The sequence below is a fragment of the Vibrio sp. 10N.222.52.C12 genome, from assembly GCF_041474215.1.
In the GTDB taxonomy this organism is placed as follows: Bacteria; Pseudomonadota; Gammaproteobacteria; order Enterobacterales; family Vibrionaceae; genus Vibrio; species Vibrio crassostreae_C.
Window position 1 is genome coordinate 35,847 of record NZ_JBFRTR010000025.1, and the last position, 15,818, is coordinate 51,664.

The 15,818-nt window shown below is 44.0% G+C and carries 10 protein-coding genes and 1 pseudogene; 4 read left to right on the plus strand and 7 right to left on the minus strand.

The features are described 5' to 3' along the window. The first annotated feature begins 5 nt into the window (after positions 1-5). Positions 6-2,120: a type I secretion system permease/ATPase gene (locus tag AB4623_RS05195; protein ID WP_017061209.1), complete on the plus strand. Its 2,115-nt coding sequence runs from the start codon at positions 6-8 to the stop codon at positions 2,118-2,120. A gap of 124 nt (positions 2,121-2,244) precedes the next feature. Here AB4623_RS05195 and AB4623_RS05200 read toward each other — a convergent pair whose 3' ends face one another. From AB4623_RS05200 to AB4623_RS05215, 4 genes are all read right to left on the minus strand, one after another. Then, complete coding sequence (locus AB4623_RS05200; RefSeq protein ID WP_372099543.1) at positions 2,245-3,915, minus strand: DUF342 domain-containing protein; 1,671 nt, start codon at positions 3,913-3,915, stop codon at positions 2,245-2,247. A gap of 420 nt (positions 3,916-4,335) precedes the next feature. After that, a complete protein-coding gene (locus tag AB4623_RS05205; RefSeq protein ID WP_372145876.1) occupies positions 4,336-6,429 on the minus strand; it encodes a GNAT family N-acetyltransferase in 2,094 nt (697 codons plus the stop codon). A 93-nt stretch (positions 6,430-6,522) separates the two neighbouring features. Continuing rightward, positions 6,523-7,497 carry a ParB/RepB/Spo0J family partition protein gene (locus AB4623_RS05210; RefSeq protein ID WP_017065141.1) on the minus strand — a complete coding sequence of 325 codons (975 nt, stop codon included), beginning with the start codon at positions 7,495-7,497 and terminating at the stop codon, positions 6,523-6,525. Between the two features lie 5 nt (positions 7,498-7,502). Continuing rightward, positions 7,503-8,720, minus strand: a complete 1,218-nt coding sequence (locus tag AB4623_RS05215; RefSeq protein WP_017061213.1) for a ParA family protein — start codon at positions 8,718-8,720, stop codon at positions 7,503-7,505. Positions 8,721-9,979: 1,259 nt separating this feature from the next. Between AB4623_RS05215 and AB4623_RS05220 the strand changes: the two genes are divergently transcribed. After that, positions 9,980-11,959, plus strand: a complete 1,980-nt coding sequence (locus AB4623_RS05220; protein WP_372145878.1) for a replication initiator protein RctB domain-containing protein — start codon at positions 9,980-9,982, stop codon at positions 11,957-11,959. A gap of 380 nt (positions 11,960-12,339) precedes the next feature. Here the strand turns inward: AB4623_RS05220 and AB4623_RS05225 are convergent, their stop codons facing one another. Both AB4623_RS05225 and AB4623_RS05230 read right to left on the minus strand, forming a co-directional pair. Then, entirely contained in the window at positions 12,340-12,858 is a 519-nt protein-coding gene (locus AB4623_RS05225; RefSeq protein WP_372145880.1) for a transcriptional regulator, read from the minus strand. Then, positions 12,855-13,709, minus strand: a pseudogene (locus tag AB4623_RS05230) (ABC transporter ATP-binding protein); the annotation flags it as partial. The gene AB4623_RS05225 and the pseudogene AB4623_RS05230, both read right to left, overlap by 4 nt. A 218-nt stretch (positions 13,710-13,927) precedes the next feature. On the opposite strand from AB4623_RS05230, the gene AB4623_RS05235 reads away from it, so the two are divergent. Together AB4623_RS05235 and AB4623_RS05240 are read left to right on the plus strand one after the other, a co-directional pair. Then, the gene (locus AB4623_RS05235) at positions 13,928-14,122 is read left to right on the plus strand and encodes a hypothetical protein (protein ID WP_017061218.1); all 195 of its coding nucleotides are present in this window, start codon (positions 13,928-13,930) and stop codon (positions 14,120-14,122) included. Positions 14,123-14,311: 189 nt separating this feature from the next. Beyond that, complete coding sequence (locus AB4623_RS05240; protein ID WP_372145882.1) at positions 14,312-14,872, plus strand: NADAR family protein; 561 nt, start codon at positions 14,312-14,314, stop codon at positions 14,870-14,872. Between the two features lie 174 nt (positions 14,873-15,046). Here the strand turns inward: AB4623_RS05240 and AB4623_RS05245 are convergent, their stop codons facing one another. Further along, positions 15,047-15,805, minus strand: coding sequence for an ABC transporter substrate-binding protein (locus AB4623_RS05245; protein WP_136974558.1), 759 nt, complete (start codon positions 15,803-15,805; stop codon positions 15,047-15,049). Between the last annotated feature and the right edge of the window lie 13 nt (positions 15,806-15,818).

The following is a 15,818-nucleotide window of genomic DNA, read 5'->3' on the forward strand; positions in this document are numbered from 1 at the left end:
ATCACATGCAAGATCCACTATTGAACTCACTGATCTACGTTAGCCGGTATTACGGGTTAGCTAACTCGCCCGAAGCGTTGATCAATGGGCTACCACTATCTGATGGAAAGCTAACCCCTTTCCTATTCCCTCGTTCTGCTGAACGAGCAGGATTAGTGGCAAAAGAAAACCGTTCCGACTTAGAAAAGATCCCTCACCTGATTCTGCCTGCAGTTTTATTGCTTAAACAAGGTGAGGCGTGCGTTCTCAACAGTATCGATTTAGAGAAGCAAGAAGCGGAAATCATTACAGCGGAAAGCGGAATGGTGCCAATCATCATTCCCGTCGAAGAGCTGAAAGAACAATTCATCGGTCGCTACTTCTTGGTCAAGAAACAGTTCCGTTATGATGAACGTTCACCAGAGGTTCTAAAAACACGCAAAGGGCATTGGTTTTGGAGTACGATTTGGGAATCGAAAAACATCTACCGAGATGTGTTGATTGCCTCCATTCTGATCAACATCTTCGCGATAGCCGCGCCCATGTTTACACGCTTGGTGTACGACAAAGTCGTACCTAACCTCGCCTTTGAAACTTTGTGGGTGCTAGCGAGTGGTATCTTTGTCGTGTTCCTATTCGATTTGCTGCTCAAATTGATGCGAAGCTACTTCATTGACGTTGCTGGTAAGAAATCCGATATTCTCATTTCCTCCAAGCTGTTCAGTAAAGTACTGGGGATACGTATGGAAGCGAAACCTGCTTCTGTCGGTGCTTTCGCTAAAAACTTGCAAGAGTTCGAATCCATTCGTGAATTCTTTACCTCTGCAACCATTGGCTCGTTAATCGACCTCCCCTTCGCACTGATGTTCTTAGCGCTAATTTGGTTAATGGCTGGAAACCTTGTGTTTGTTCCCGTTGCTGGCGTGGTCATTTTGATCGTCTATGCATTGCTAATCCAAGGTCCACTGCGCCGTACCATTGAGGAAGGCTCTCGTCTTGCTTCGCAGAAGTACGCGAACTTAATCGAGAGTTTGGCAGGGTTAGAGACGGTTAAGCTGTTCAGTGCGCAAAGCCAATTCCAATTCCGTTGGGAAGAAGCCGTTGCTCACATGGCGAATTGGAATATCAAAAGTCGACGCATCACTGACAGCATCCAAAACACCGCCGGCTTTGTTCAGCAAAGTACTAACGTTGGTATGATCATCTTTGGCGTGTATCTAATTGCAGAAGGTGAACTTACGATGGGTGGCTTGATCGCTGCAACCATGTTGAGCGGCCGAGCGATTGGCCCGCTTGTTCAGCTGTCTTTGCTTTCGACTCGTTACAACCAAGCAAAGTCATCAATGACTCTGATTGAGCAAGTGATGTCGATGCCTGATGAACAAGAAGAAGGTAAACGCTACATTCACCGTCCGATTATTCAGGGCCATATCGCGCTAGATAAAGTGACGTTCCACTACCCAGATTCACCAGTGGCTTCAATTAGAGACTTAACCCTCAATATTAGTCCTGGTGAGAAAGTAGCAATCATTGGTCGTATTGGTTCAGGTAAAACCACACTAGAACGTCTGATTATGGGCCTGTACAAGCCCACAGAAGGCCATGTACGTATTGATGACACGGATATGGAGCAACTGCATCATGTCGACGTACGACGCAATATAGGTTGTGTTCCGCAAGACAGTAACCTGTTCTACGGTTCAGTAAGAGACAACATTACTTTAGGTCGCCCTTTGGTGGATGACCGTGACGTAATGGATGCGGCAAACCGTGCAGGCGTAACTGCGTTTACTCAGCAAGATCCTGCAGGTTTGGAACGCCAAGTGGGTGAAGGTGGTGCTTTGCTGTCTGGTGGTCAACGTCAGTCAATTGCCATTGCAAGAGCCTTCCTAGGACGCCCCCCAGTATTGTTAATGGATGAGCCGACCAGTGCTATGGATAACCGTTCAGAGATGCACATCAAGCACCAGCTTAACCAATTGCTACCAAGCGAGACGTTGATTCTGATTACACACAAAACGTCGATGTTGGACATTGTCGATCGAGTGATCGTAATGGAGAAAGGCTGCATCATTGCAGATGGTCCAAAAGCACAGGTTCTTTCAGACCTTAAACAAGGCCGAGTGAGAGCCGTTAGTTAGAGCGCTCAAGCCACCTAAATAAATAATTATCAGTAGAAACCAAAAGGGGGAGCATCAGCTCCCCTTTTTTATTTGTCAGTATCGGCACCTTAACCATACGTAACTTTGTGTTCAGCACAAAAGTCTACAAAGCAATATCCTCTTGCTCCATCTTGAATGAACATTGGATCTCGTATTGGTTGAATGAGAAAACACTTCCGCCGTGGGTTCGCTTGGTTGTGACTGTCTCATCACCAAATTGAATCGTCACTCGGGTATACACTTTTTCGTGTACCTCTACAGTGCATTCAGCAAGGTTGGTTGCAAACTCCGCTTCGAGTGTATCTAGCTGCGACTTTGTGTTTTCTATTGCGAGGTTATTCTTCTCACGTTGCTGCTCTATTTCTAGGGCTTGCTCTTCGCTTCTCTCTGCTTTCGGGCGCTTCTTAAATTCTAACTCTTGGCGAATCACACCCATGGTTTGCTCTTGAGTGTATTTATAAGTTTCCTTCAGCTCAGCTATCTTTTGGCGGTAACCATCGTAGCGCGCAAAACCATGTACCTTAGTTGCGGTGTCTCCCTCAACACCTAAGAAGACACATTCTACTTTTCCGCCAACTTTGGCTTCACCACCGCTTAGCGTGCCGTGTTTTTTCAAGCTGTCCATCACGATAAGGTTGTTACCACAGCGAATGTCGTTACTCATACTGTGCACACCAAGTCGAAGGTCATTGGCCGTTTGTAGCTCGGCATTCTGTGCGTAGCTTGCTGTGATAGAGCCTTTACTGAATACCTTACAACTTTTTGGCTCACCCTCTTTGGTCGTGTGGCCGATAATGCCTTTCGCGACTTTGATATCCCCCTGAGCTTGCACTTCGGCCGATTCGATAAAGCCACCAACCGTAACACTTCCGGTCGCCTTGACGATCATCCCCGGCTCGATGTTGCCAGAGACAAAGACATTACCTTTAAATTTAACGTGCCCAGTTGAGACATCGACGTTGCTGACACATAAGGCGTCGTCCACTTCGATGGTTCGGTCTTTAATGATGGGCAATCCAGGGTGTGAGGCGAGTAGTAAATTGGGATCTTCAGGGGAGATGTAAGTGCCCTTTCCAGGCTTGATTAAACTGTCTTGTCCAGGAAGCGGTGGGATAATTCGGCCTTGAACGGTAAAGCCAGCGATGCCTTTGGTAGCGGGGGTTCGTTTCATTAAGTGATCATTTTGACCAACGGTAATGGTTTGTCCCAAGTCTCGCATATCAATCTTGCCTTCGTCTTTGCTGCGAGGCTTCAAGACTTGGCGAGTAATATCTTCAACCAAAGCGGCAAACTTAGCATCCTTACCTTTTACTGGTTGTGTCCCTTTAGCGACGGGCTGAGTAAACTTTTCCCCGGGCTTAAGTTTGCTACTCATCATCAGAACTTTTCTGAGCGCTAACTTATTTATTCCTTTTGTTATTTGAGCTAGAGATAAGCACTGAATGATGTCGCTACCACGCAGTGGGTGTCCATTGTAGGGACCAGTGACCACGAGACTCGCCAACATCTCATCATCAGACAGTTCGACCGCAACAGTGGCATTTCGAACTTCAGCAATCAAGATTCCTTCATAAGCTTCACCCTTACCTTCTTTAGCAAGAGTAACGAAACGCAACACCTCTTCTTCGAAAAGAAAATAGTTTGATGCATTCAAAGCTTCCAAGGTTGGTGGCAGCGTCTTGTTATCAAAGCTTGCGTCAACCACAATCCCGGTTGGCAGACATGCCATTACTTGTTGCTTGTCTTCCGACAATGTAACGATGTTATCCCACATTCGAATTGAGTATCCCTAATGACTCAGTTGTTATTCAGTCTATATAATTCATTCTGCGCTGAGTATCACATTATTAGAATAATCAGCGTCACATCACTTACTTTCGATTCTGCAAACATGACTCATAAATAAGACTTACACATTTTATGATCTGCTTCGCCTTTACAAATACATAGGAAGATTTTTTCAGAATATTTCGTGTGATTGAATGTCGATTCGATATTGGTGCAAGATAGTAAAGGCGAATAGCTTTAGAAGATTAAAGGCTGTCATGGAGAGATGAAACAGAAGTGATGTAACAGATAGTCAGGGTAAAAACGGATTTCAATATGGAGCTTCAGTTTACAGTGTAAATCCAAGATTCTAATTTACACTGTAAATCTAATTTGTAGCGGTCAGTCTATTTAAATGATGGCTAGCCTATTTACACTGTAAATTTGCTAACAGAGCATCGACATCTTTACGAAACTGAATCTCTGCTTGTTTACGACCAACCAGATTAAACTGTTCGACACAAGCCTCCCACTCTTTCTGCTGAACAACCTTTGCGATGAGTAAGTCAGAAATACCTACGTTTCGATCGTTACTGAGTAGAATCAAGTTCAGTACGCTGAAGCTGATCGCATCATAACTGTTGCCACCGTTCACGTAATTTCTAACTAACTGAGTTTCAAACTCGCTAACGGTTTGGACACTCTTTGGCAGCAGATCTCGCACCATATCGGTTTCAAGTGAAACCAAAGAACCTGAAACAAGAAAACAGTAGCTACGCTCGAAATGATTTTGAACTTGGTTTATCCAGCCTTGAGAGTTTGAGTTAAGCGCCTTAACCATCAGAACCGAGTGACAGCCACTTGCCTGATCTCGCTGGTGGCCGATGTGCACAGCTTCAAATTCACTACGCCGCCAAAAAGAAATCAATTCGCTGGTCGCGCCAAAGCTTGTCGCCAGATAATCTGCTTGGCTGGTTTGCTGTGATAACTGAGCCAACATCCAACGGCCAATACCCAAACCTTGATGACGCGCTGAAACAGCAATGCGCATCACTCGAAGGCAACGGCTGCTCGCCGCATGAGTACAGCCAAGTTGGTTTGCCAGTAATACTGGAGCAAGGTGACCTTGAGGCCTGCGTTTTCCAAGTTGAATTTGAGTAATCAACTCGCTGTCCAAACCACCCTCTTCCGTCACCAACATACAACCTAAACATTCACCTTGCTGCCAAGCGGCGTATAAACGGATTGCTGGATTGTTGAGAAACTGCATTAAGTCATTAGGCGAGGTCTGATAGTGCGCATCCACAAGAAGAGAAAAACATTGTTGTAGCTGCTCAGGATTAGCCAAGCATTCTGCTTTTGATAACTCGACTAAGTTTAATTTTTTGATTGCGTCAGCAGAAAAGCCATCGAGTTCATCAACCGCCGATTCAGTGACTGATGCGTCATTACCAAGTAGAAAGCAATCAAACAACCAATCCTCTAGCGGATCTTTGTTATTCCAACGAATCGGTTGTTCGAGCTTAAAGCCTTTCCACCCCGGACGATGCTCAGAAAGCCAAGACTCAAACTTAATACCGAACCCTCGCCCACTGCCTTCGTAACCATGTACCGTGGTTGAAAAGACCATACGGTGATAGATGTCGACCATGGATTTAAGCATCGGAATTGGAATTGCAGCTGCTTCGTCAACCAATAACAGATCGCAATCAGGCTTAGATTTAAGTAATTCATCTGTTGCGACGAATCTTAAACTGCCACCTTGATGACGAATGTGAGTAGCGTTTACCACTTCGCAAGATTCCAACCCTTGGCCAGCAAGAGAAAATACCGGCTCTACCGCTTTCACTGAAGGTGCAGTAACAATAATATTAAAACCGTGACGCTCAACTAACAGCTGCGCTGCGGCAATACCCAATGTCGAGCTTTTACCACGCCCTCTATCCGCAGTGAGAATCAAAGGACGTTTACGATGTCCAGACACCACTTTTTTGACTAATTCAACAGCCGTGTTTTGCTGTTCAAATTTATCCAATCCGTTTTGGGCGCTTTGCATCTGAGGAAGAGCGTGAGTTGCTTGAACTACATCGCCGGCTTCATTGTGTTGTGAAACAGAAATCAGTTTATCGAAATGACGTTTTAACCAACGTTGGCCAAAGCTTTCACTATCTTCAGAGGCATTAACTTTTGGCGGCAACACCAACAACAACCCACCACCAACTAACGAACCCAACGCGGCACTAAAACCATTCGCATCGAACTGCTCTCTAAAATCACAAACAAGAACTTGGCACTCACGACCAAGCAGTTGTTGGCCTTTTTTTACTGGAGCATGAATCACACCTTCAAATGGCGTACCGCCAACCTGGAAGATGCTCGGAGTGTTTGAATCTTGAAGGAAGGTAAAAACAGCAGAGTTTTGCCAATAAAAATCGCCATCAAAGACCACGCCGTAACGGTGATCGTTATGCTGAGCAATATTAGAAAGTGTATGTAGAAAAGTGTTGGTTGGGTTTGTCATAGTTAGCGTCCAGATTCATCTAAACACAGTTTATCACAGCCAAATAAAAAGCCGCATTAAGCGGCTTTAGAGGAGTAATGAAAAGTCGTCGACTTAGTCGAGCTTCGATTGAACGAAGGCGAGGATTTCTTCCATTGTTGCATCATCAACTTTCTTAAGGTTCAACGCCAAGTTTGAACCCTTGCGGCTGTATGATGCGCGGCCCTTAATAAGCTCAACTTTTGGAGAAGCTTTCTTCGCTGGCGCTGGCGCCAATTCAAGAATCCAACCTTCCAAAGTTTCTGTCACGTCTTTGGTTAGACGAGTTACGCCTTGAGCTTCGCTACGCTGCCATACGAAACCTTCAGAAGCATCACACTTAGTAAGCAGTGTTTGCTGCTGTTCACTCGTCAATCCACCAAACTGCTTGTGCAGTTTAACAATAGTTGGACGACCAAGGTCGCTCACATTTGGGTAAGCTTGTAGCAATTCAAGTGGTAGAGCAGCTGCTTTCAATGCACCACTCACTAAAGCTTCACTGCACTGGAACATTTTAGCCAGTGCTTTCTGATCTTCAGCTTCGCCTTTATCCAGCTTCGCTTGCATCTCTTTGCCCTTCTCGTAAAGAGAAAGCGGTTTATGAGCGTTAGCTACGTCTGATAGGAACTTAGCGTGTTCGCCGTTAATGTTTTCAGCAACATAGATTAGGAACTCTTTGTCAGCCAAAATACATGACATACGACGACGGCTACCATCAAGAACTTCAATCTTACCGTCTTTGTTCTTACGACCAACCGCTGGGTATTGCTGACCACGTTCTTTCAATGTTGTAAGAACATCAGAAAGCGCGTGCTCGTTTAAGAAAGATTGCTCACGAGCGTTCTCTTCAAAAACAACCGTTCGAGTAGCCACTTCAGCCGCAGGAATTCGAACCAATTCAAATGAAACCAAATCTTCGCCAGCAACAGAAAGCTCAATCACTTGAGCCTGCTCTTTTGCCGCTGTTTGCGCTTCTTGTGGTGTTGCTACGCGACGTTTGTTTGCTTTACCAAATAGCTTTGCATTTAAGTCAGATGTTTTAATTGCCATTGTTGTTATCCCTGATTAAGTGAAGGCCAGTTGCTATGTAATACGCGCTCTAATTCTAGAGCACTTTTTTGTACTGCGTCTTGAGCAACAGCTAGAGTTTTCTTACCGCCCTCAAAGTCGCTCACCGTTAGATCGAAAACCGTGCTGTAAGTGTCGGCACAGGTTTCAAAAGCACGGCTTCTTGGAATGGTTGCCATCATTACTTGGTCATTCAACAGGTAGTTCATTTCAGTCAGAACTGACACCTGTTTCTTGTTGTCGTCTTCAAACATGGTTGGCATTAGACGAACAAATTCGAGCCCTTTCCAGTCATCCGGGAACATTTCGTAAACCGTTGGTAAGTGCTGGAAGAAGTTAACCGTTGAAGCCCAATCCAAACGCTTAGCTGCACATGGAATCAGAAGTGCGTTCGACGCGTACATTGCATTCCATACTAGAGGGTCAACGTGCGGGCCGGTATCAATCATAATCACATCGAAGTCATCGGCGATTTTGTCGATAAGCTTCTCTTTTAACAGACGAACAATATCAAGTGACTGATCTTGTGAAAGGCTTTGCCACGCTTCAGCGTTAAACATCGCATCTTCTGGGAAAGCAGAAATTGTCTTCAGGTTTGGATACTGAGTTGGCAATAGTACGTTCTTACGAAGAAACTCTAGATCGACATCTTGGCCTTCAGGCACGTTGTCCAACATGATATCGACGGCAGAATAGATGCTGTCGTGCTCTGCCCCACTAATTTGTGGATTTAGGAACAGACGCAAAGAGCCCTGTGGGTCCAAGTCAATCAGACAGATACGGTAGCGCTTATCCAAATTCAGAGACAAACAAGCGGCTAAGTGAACTGCTGTCATTGATTTACCCGTACCACCCTTCTGGTTTTGTACGTTGATAATCCATGGCTTATTGTCAGCGTGCTGCTTACGTTCATGGAACTTCGGCACTTCTGCCGCGTCCATCAACATGTGAGCTTCTGTCAATGAAATCGAGTAATGATTAGCGTTGTTCTTTGTGAACTGATGGCCATCAGCTTCAAGTTTAGTGATCGCTTCATCGAGCTTACGACGCGTTAAACCAGAACGAGTCTCCATCATAGCTTTAGACATTGGAGGGAAATGTTCATCACTTCGCTCTTCCAAAATAATCTCAATTCGGTCAGCCTGAACTTGTTGAGTTTGTTCGGCTAGCTGATAGAGCTTATCAATCGTTTGTTCTCTTTTCATTGCCAGTTTCCGTAATGATTAACTAAGTACAAATTGTACAGCGATTAACAACAAACACAACAAAAACATGAACATACATTTATGAGTAAAATCACATAAAATAGACCGCGTTTTTACAATTTGATGAAACATCGCCTTAGACAAACACAAAAATGACTGTTTCTATCATGTATAACCATGCTATTTCTAGTCTACATTTTAAATGTTACAGCATCACTTATTTACAATGTAAATGGTATTTCAACGAAAAACCTTCGGAACGATTGAAATACAACCGTAGATTACGGTTGGTGTGATTTGCATTCGAATTTATAGATTTTCAATCCAATAAAATTAAAAAACACTCAATGACCAAAAAATTCAAAACAGAAGAGAAGATGGGGTGTCAAAAAACAACAGAGGATTGGAACTTAACCGGAAGAATGATCATGGAGTACATCCAGTGTAAGATAATTGATAACGCCAAATTATGAAGCATGATCAAGGCGTAAACTGAGCAATATTGATCCGAGCAACTGCAGATTGGAAATGATCAACCTCCGGAAAAATGATCAAGTAAACATAGTTCCGGAAGCATGTAATTTATGAACTAAGTTACGGACAAATGCTTTTGGAATGGGGATTCAACGCCTATAAGGGCTCAATGATTGAAAATTCAATCGACACAGACCAAGAATACACAAACATGACAATTTCATGATCATGCTTCCTAGTTAAGACCCACCCGCTCTAAATACATCAAAGCAATCCATTTCCAGCGGATACAGACTAAATTTTGCACTCAATAGGGTAGGAACGATAAAAAAGTATGCTCTCTTGATCATTGTTCCGATAGATTGGCCACCACAAGTGTCCACTTAGACAAGTCAAAAGCGACTTAGAAACCGATGTTGAATTCCGATCTGTGGATAAGCTGTATAAGTATAATGATCATGCTTTCGAACCAATAATGATCATGCTTACAATGACTTAATGATCATCGTTCTGATGTTCTGTGATCATGCTTTCTTAAGTTTAATGATCATAGTTTCGGAACCTTTATGATCATGCTTTCCAATGCGATTTATTTTAATACTTTAAATTCAGCCACTTATAATCAAAGTTACGTCCAGATCATTAGATCACTTAATCATTTAAGATCATATTAATCAAAAAGATCAGTTATTTAAAAGCCAATAAATTCTCTTTATTTATGATCATTCTTTCTTTATCATTCAGGAACTATAGTGAAATTACGGTTAGTGTGATACGGATCAAAAATGAAACCAGAAGAGAAATTGTTAATTAAGGCACGAAGCCACAAAGATGGTCATTTATTTGAGGTATCTGAAACAGCCGTTGAATGGATAGAACAATATCAATACTTCAAAGGTGTCACCAAAAGCATAGTTGAGCTTCTTAACCTAATTTCACTTCGTGGGTTTAGCAGTAAAGACGGGTACGTTTCCACCACTGAGATTATTGAATCAACCGATGGTCAAGTCACTCGCGCAGCCTTACAGCAAAGGCTGAGAGCTGCAGTTAATATCGGATTGTTCAAACAAATCCCCGTTCGCTTTGAAGAAGGCCTTGCTGGTAAAACCATGTTGCATCGCTTTGTGAACCCAAACCAATTGATATCGGTGCTGGGTGCCACCAGCTTAGTGACAGAAAGCGTGAAGCAAAATGAAAAGCAAAAGCGCTCTAAAGCCCTAGCTCAAACCAAAGTAAACAAGCGCTTACTGAATGAACATGGGTTGAATACCCCACCAACGATGAAAGATGAAGCGGATCAATTCATTGTTTCGCCAACCAATTGGGCGGGGATTATTGATCAAGCGTTAGCGCCACCTAGAACTCGTAAGAGCTACCAGAAATCCATGGTTTCGATCTCTGGCACTCGCGCTGTGATCGAGACACGATCTTCTAAAAATATCATGACCGTTGACGATCTGATGACGCTATTCGCGTTATTCACTCTCACCGTTCAATATCATGATCATCACCAAGATGATTACCATCTAGACGCGAAACACACGCCAAACAAAACACCACTCTACATCACTGATATTTTGTCTTTACGTGGCAAGAAAGACAGCGGCCCTGCACGTGATTCTATCCGCGACAGTATTGATCGTATCGAATTCACGGATTTCCAACTGCACGAGCTTACAGGTCGTTGGCTTAGTGAGAACATGCCAGAAGGCTTTAAGAGTGATCGTTTCCGATTCTTAGCTAGAACCATTACCGCATCGGAAGAAGCGCCTACAGAAGGCTCTGACGGCGAAATTCGCATTAAACCGAACCTATACATCCTGGTTTGGGAACCTTCGTTCTACGAAGAGCTGCTGACGCGTGACTATTTCTTCCTATTTCCGCCAGAAATCCTGAAGCAACATACCTTGGTTTTCCAAGTGTATTCGTACTTTAGAAGCCGCATGGCACGTCGCCATTCAGATAGCATGTTGCTCAGTGAGCTCAACCAGAAATTGGCGCGTAACATCGATTGGCGTCGTTTCTCGATGGATCTGATCCGCGAGCTCAGAAAATTGGGTGAAGTCGGGGATCAAGAAGATACCTTCCTGGTTAATCTATGGGGTTATCATTTGACGATCACCGCGTTGATCGAAAAAGGGAAAACGACCGATTATCAGGTAGATATCAAATGTAATGTGGAAGAAGTATTACGTTACTCAAGAGCGCGTACCACTAACGCAGGTAAGCGTAATATGGCACCAACGCTGCCGAACCCACTTCGTAACGAAATGGTGTCTAAGCAGAAACTGGAAGAGCTGTCTGAGATTATCGATGGTGAGTTTGAACCCATTCAGCGTAAAGCACCGTCGCCAAGAGGCAAATTGGGACGTCGAGTTAAGCAGCGTAAACACTCTGTTGAGATCAACGCTGACGAGATCATGATTACTCTCTCTAAATATACCTCTGCAGAGGCTCTAGAACGCAGCATAACGGCTTTATCTGCTATGACAGGGCACTCACATGCCTCAATCAAAGAAGAGTGCTCAGAGCTCATTGAGAAGCTTGATTGGTTGAGAGTAGGGGAGGACGTTATCCCATACGAAACACTGAGTCGCTTGATTGAGCTATATAACGACCGAGATAGCACCAGCAATCGACATCTGTCCATTGAACGTTTGATCTCTGGTTTAGCGGTGCGTCGTAAAGTGTGTAAACAAGTTCATGAAGGTCATTTAGACGAAAACGTGTTCCTTGCGCTCGATGAAATGGCGATTGGCCACTAGTCATTATCCTATCGCGATAAGCCTGTTTTACCGTCGCTGAATGGATAGTTTTGAACACATTAGGTGCTGATTAAAATCGCACCTAACGCTGACAAAGTGATGACAAAGTAGCGCATCTAGTTGATTATTATTTATCCCGAATAGACAACCTTTGTCCTTTCTTGTGATTAATAGATTGGCTCATATTTTGTTACATCATACTGAATAGATTTTTGCGAGTTCCCAAGGGACTCGCTTTTTTTTGCCTAAAATTCAGTCAATCATTAAAATTCAATAGCTTACAGAGTTAAACGCCGAAGCATGATCAAGGCTCGATCATGCTTTCTACGGATCTAGCTCTGGTGAGATTCTGATTTGATGCTTGATCGAGAAGGGCTTGATCAGTGGAGATGGCGTTGAATAATTCCTTGATCATCGTTTCGGGGATGGGTTGCCATAAAGCGTACATGCGACTCGATCAATTTTTCAGACTCTGCTTTCCAACGTGGTTCTTGCTGTTGGTTCGTAAACTCCAAAGCCAATACACACAAGTGTTGTAGCCGCTGTGTACACCACTCTTGCAATCTTGCTTCTGATTTTGGGTCACATGACACCGCTTGCAGCTTACTGTAGGCAAACATTAGGTATTGGTAGGCTTTATCTTGATGGCTTGAGCTGTTGGCCTCCTGCGAAGCCAAGTCCGGATTCGATGAATCCGCGAGGTTGCGATAGAAAGTAAAGATTCTCAGGCATCCGTCTAGCCAACATGCGATGCCTTTGCTCTGATCATCCGTGATCAATGGCCCCCAGAGCGCATCTGGAGGCGTTAAGATCAAAGGTTCTAACCGGTCCACTTGATCATGCTTTCGGTCTTTGTACCAATCTCCGATCCGCTCTAACCAAGTGTCTAGTTCATTCATGCAACGTTATCCCACTGTTTTACAAAGTGATTATCAGAAACTTGTTTGATTTCATGCTGTATTTCACTGCTCTGCTCTCGAATACGATCAGCGTCTATTGAATAGTTTGGCTCATTTTTGACGAGTTCGCCAAATGGCAGATCGGGATCTGGTACCGCAGAGATCAACAACTTAGTGTACGGGTGTTGTGGATTGGTCAAGATCGACTGGGTTGATCCCCACTCGACGATCTGCCCTTTGTACATCACCGCCGTCTCTTCAGCGATGTAATGTGCCGTGGCAAGGTCGTGGGTTATGTACAAAAAGCCTATGCCTAACTCTTTCTTCATTTTTTGCATCAAGTTCAACACGCCAAGTCGAATCGAAACGTCCAACATCGAGGTGGGTTCGTCAGCAAGAATAACCTCAGCGCCAACGGCCAGTGCTCTGGCTAGGTTAACCCTCTGTCTTTGGCCCCCACTGAGCTCGTGCGGGTATTTGGCTAGCGTTTCGATGGGTAACTCCACCAGCGTTAATAACTCTTTGAGGCGCTCTGTGAGAGCCTGTTTAGTGGCTACCTGTTTATGGATCTTAAGTGGGCGCGTTAAATGGTGCTCAATGGTGTGAGTGGGATTAAGTGAACCAAAGGGGTCTTGAAACACCATTTGCACACGGCTGCGATAATCCAAGATATCTTTACGGCTTTTCAGCGTAGAGATGTCTCTGCCTTTGAACAGTATCTCTCCCTCTGTCGCAGGGTAAACCTTGGTCATCAATCGTGCGCAGGTGCTTTTCCCGCAGCCTGATTCTCCGGCTAAGCCGAAAATCTCGCCTTAGCCTATGTGAAAGCTAACGGATTTGATTGCATTGAAAGAGGGGAAAATGAGAGTTGGATCAAACCACATTTCTTATGGGGAATCTTTTAAATATAATTGCAGAAAATGGCTTTGGCAAAGTTTAAATGAGGCATTTATTAATTAGCTTTGTGAAGCGTCGGAATCATCACACTTCAGTACAGAATTTCTTAACAAGCGAAAAAGCATTTGCTACAGATTACCTGTCCATTACATGGTGCTTTTCGGAGGAAAACATGTCCATTAATTCTATCAACCATGATGAAATGACAAATATTGCAAACAAGTGGGATGCTGAAGAAGAAGTATCTTTCAAACCAGAAAAGAAAATGAAGTCTGCTGAAGCTCGTCGTCGTATCGAGACTCTAAGAGAAATTAGAGAAAGCGGTTTGAGTCTGGAAGAAGCGAGGGAGCTAGGTCTTATTCACTAATAATCCCCATTGCATTTAGAAGGGTGGCACAACGCCACCCTTTGATTTATAAGTGTTTTTTCATGTTTCCTATCCAGATTTAATCAACTCCTTGATTCTTTGGCTCACTGTTCTGTTTAGCCTAACCCTTTTGATATTACGCTTTTCAGATGAAAAACACGCACATGGCATACTCTTGAGCTAAGTTGTTTGACAGTCATATTCAACGCCACTAATTTTAAAGTTAAAGCAAAAATATGCGATGTCGTTGGTAAGGAGAAGGCTATGTCTAATTCTGTGGCTCAAGCTAAAGAAGTGCTGTTTTACGAACCCGAAGATCCGAACGGATACCTGTCAAATTTTGCCGCTTGTCCTATCAAGGTGGGTGATCAAGTTTGGGCAACCAGCGAACATTATTATCAAGCGATGAAGTTTGCCTCCGAAGCGCTACGCAATATCATTTTGGAAGCCAGTACACCTGCCGAAGCGTTCTCTTTAAGTCGTGACTACGAAGACCAAGTTCGCGAAGATTGGTATGACATTCGTGTTGAAGTGATGCAGTTTATTGTGACGGAGAAGTTCAGACAGAATCCACAGTTTGCGCTGTTTCTTACCAATACCGGAGATTCGGTGATCAAAGAACATTCGCACAAAGACCACTTCTGGGGCGATGGCGGCGATGGAACCGGCGAGAACCATTTGGGTAAGATTCTGATGGCAGTGCGTCACCAGCTTCGCACTCAGCAACTGCATTTAATTGCTTCGCACTGATTCGTCGATTCAGATAGCGGCATGCTTATCATTACTCCTTAGACGCATTTAAAAGGCCGCCCTGCTATCTAGTATGAAGCAGGGCGGCCTTTTCGGTTTTAGAGAGTCAGGCATCAACGAGAGTTAACGTACGTGACTAAGCTATCCGTTGATAAGTTCTACGTTACGCTGGTGCTATAAGTAACTCTGTACGATGTCGTCAAGCTGTCCATCGTCTTTCATTTGGTCTAGGCGTTGGTTGATGAAGCTTTGCAGCTTAGGATCCATCTCAGGGTCAAACGCCAAATGGATAGGGTAGTTATTGATGACAGAACCAAACTCATGCATCTGGTAATCATCAATACTCAGTTTTTGCTCGTTTAGGTTGTATTTGATTCGTGATTCCATTTCCACAAACACGGTGTCGCCAGGTGCTCGGTTCAGGACACGAAACGCAGCAGTGTAATCTTTTACTCGAATCTCGTTGAGCTTGCCCTGTTGGATATAAGGTTCCAAGTTCGGATACTCAAATCCTTTCAGCAATACCACGGCTTTCCCATCGAGATCATCGATTGTATTGAACTCAAATGGCTTTTTACCGCTGCTGAGTAATACGTGTTTTACATTGTAAATCGGGTCTTCAGATAGGTTCGCAGATTGAATATTCCCCCAACTAGGGCTGCCATAGGTAACCCAGTTTGGATTCTCTCTCGCATCGAGCTTGTCGATCATTCGATTAAAAGGGTAGGTGTGGTAGTTGATCTCATATTGGCTGTCATCAAACACGGCTTCCACAATATCTGAAACAATTCCTCTGTGAGATGACCCGTCAGTTTCGATTTGAAAAGGTTGCGCTTGGCTCGCAATAATGTAGTAGTGAAGAGGTTCGCTTGCAGAAGCATAACTGCTTGAAAACAAACTGACTATGGATGCAACGATAAGATGTTTTTTCATAACCTTCCCTAGT

Excerpts from the sequence above, each read along its gene's own strand:
- AB4623_RS05215 (WP_017061213.1), bottom strand. The coding sequence starts at position 8,720 with ATGAAAAGAGAACAAACGATTGATAAGCTCTATCAGCTAGCCGAACAA.
- AB4623_RS05205 (WP_372145876.1), bottom strand. The coding sequence starts at position 6,429 with ATGACAAACCCAACCAACACTTTTCTACATACACTTTCTAATATTGCT.
- AB4623_RS05195 (WP_017061209.1), top strand. The coding sequence starts at position 6 with ATGCAAGATCCACTATTGAACTCACTGATCTACGTTAGCCGGTATTAC.
- AB4623_RS05210 (WP_017065141.1), bottom strand. The coding sequence starts at position 7,497 with ATGGCAATTAAAACATCTGACTTAAATGCAAAGCTATTTGGTAAAGCA.
- AB4623_RS05245 (WP_136974558.1), bottom strand. The coding sequence starts at position 15,805 with ATGAAAAAACATCTTATCGTTGCATCCATAGTCAGTTTGTTTTCAAGC.
- AB4623_RS05225 (WP_372145880.1), bottom strand. The coding sequence starts at position 12,858 with ATGAATGAACTAGACACTTGGTTAGAGCGGATCGGAGATTGGTACAAA.
- AB4623_RS05235 (WP_017061218.1), top strand. The coding sequence starts at position 13,928 with ATGTCCATTAATTCTATCAACCATGATGAAATGACAAATATTGCAAAC.
- AB4623_RS05200 (WP_372099543.1), bottom strand. The coding sequence starts at position 3,915 with ATGTGGGATAACATCGTTACATTGTCGGAAGACAAGCAACAAGTAATG.
- AB4623_RS05220 (WP_372145878.1), top strand. The coding sequence starts at position 9,980 with ATGAAACCAGAAGAGAAATTGTTAATTAAGGCACGAAGCCACAAAGAT.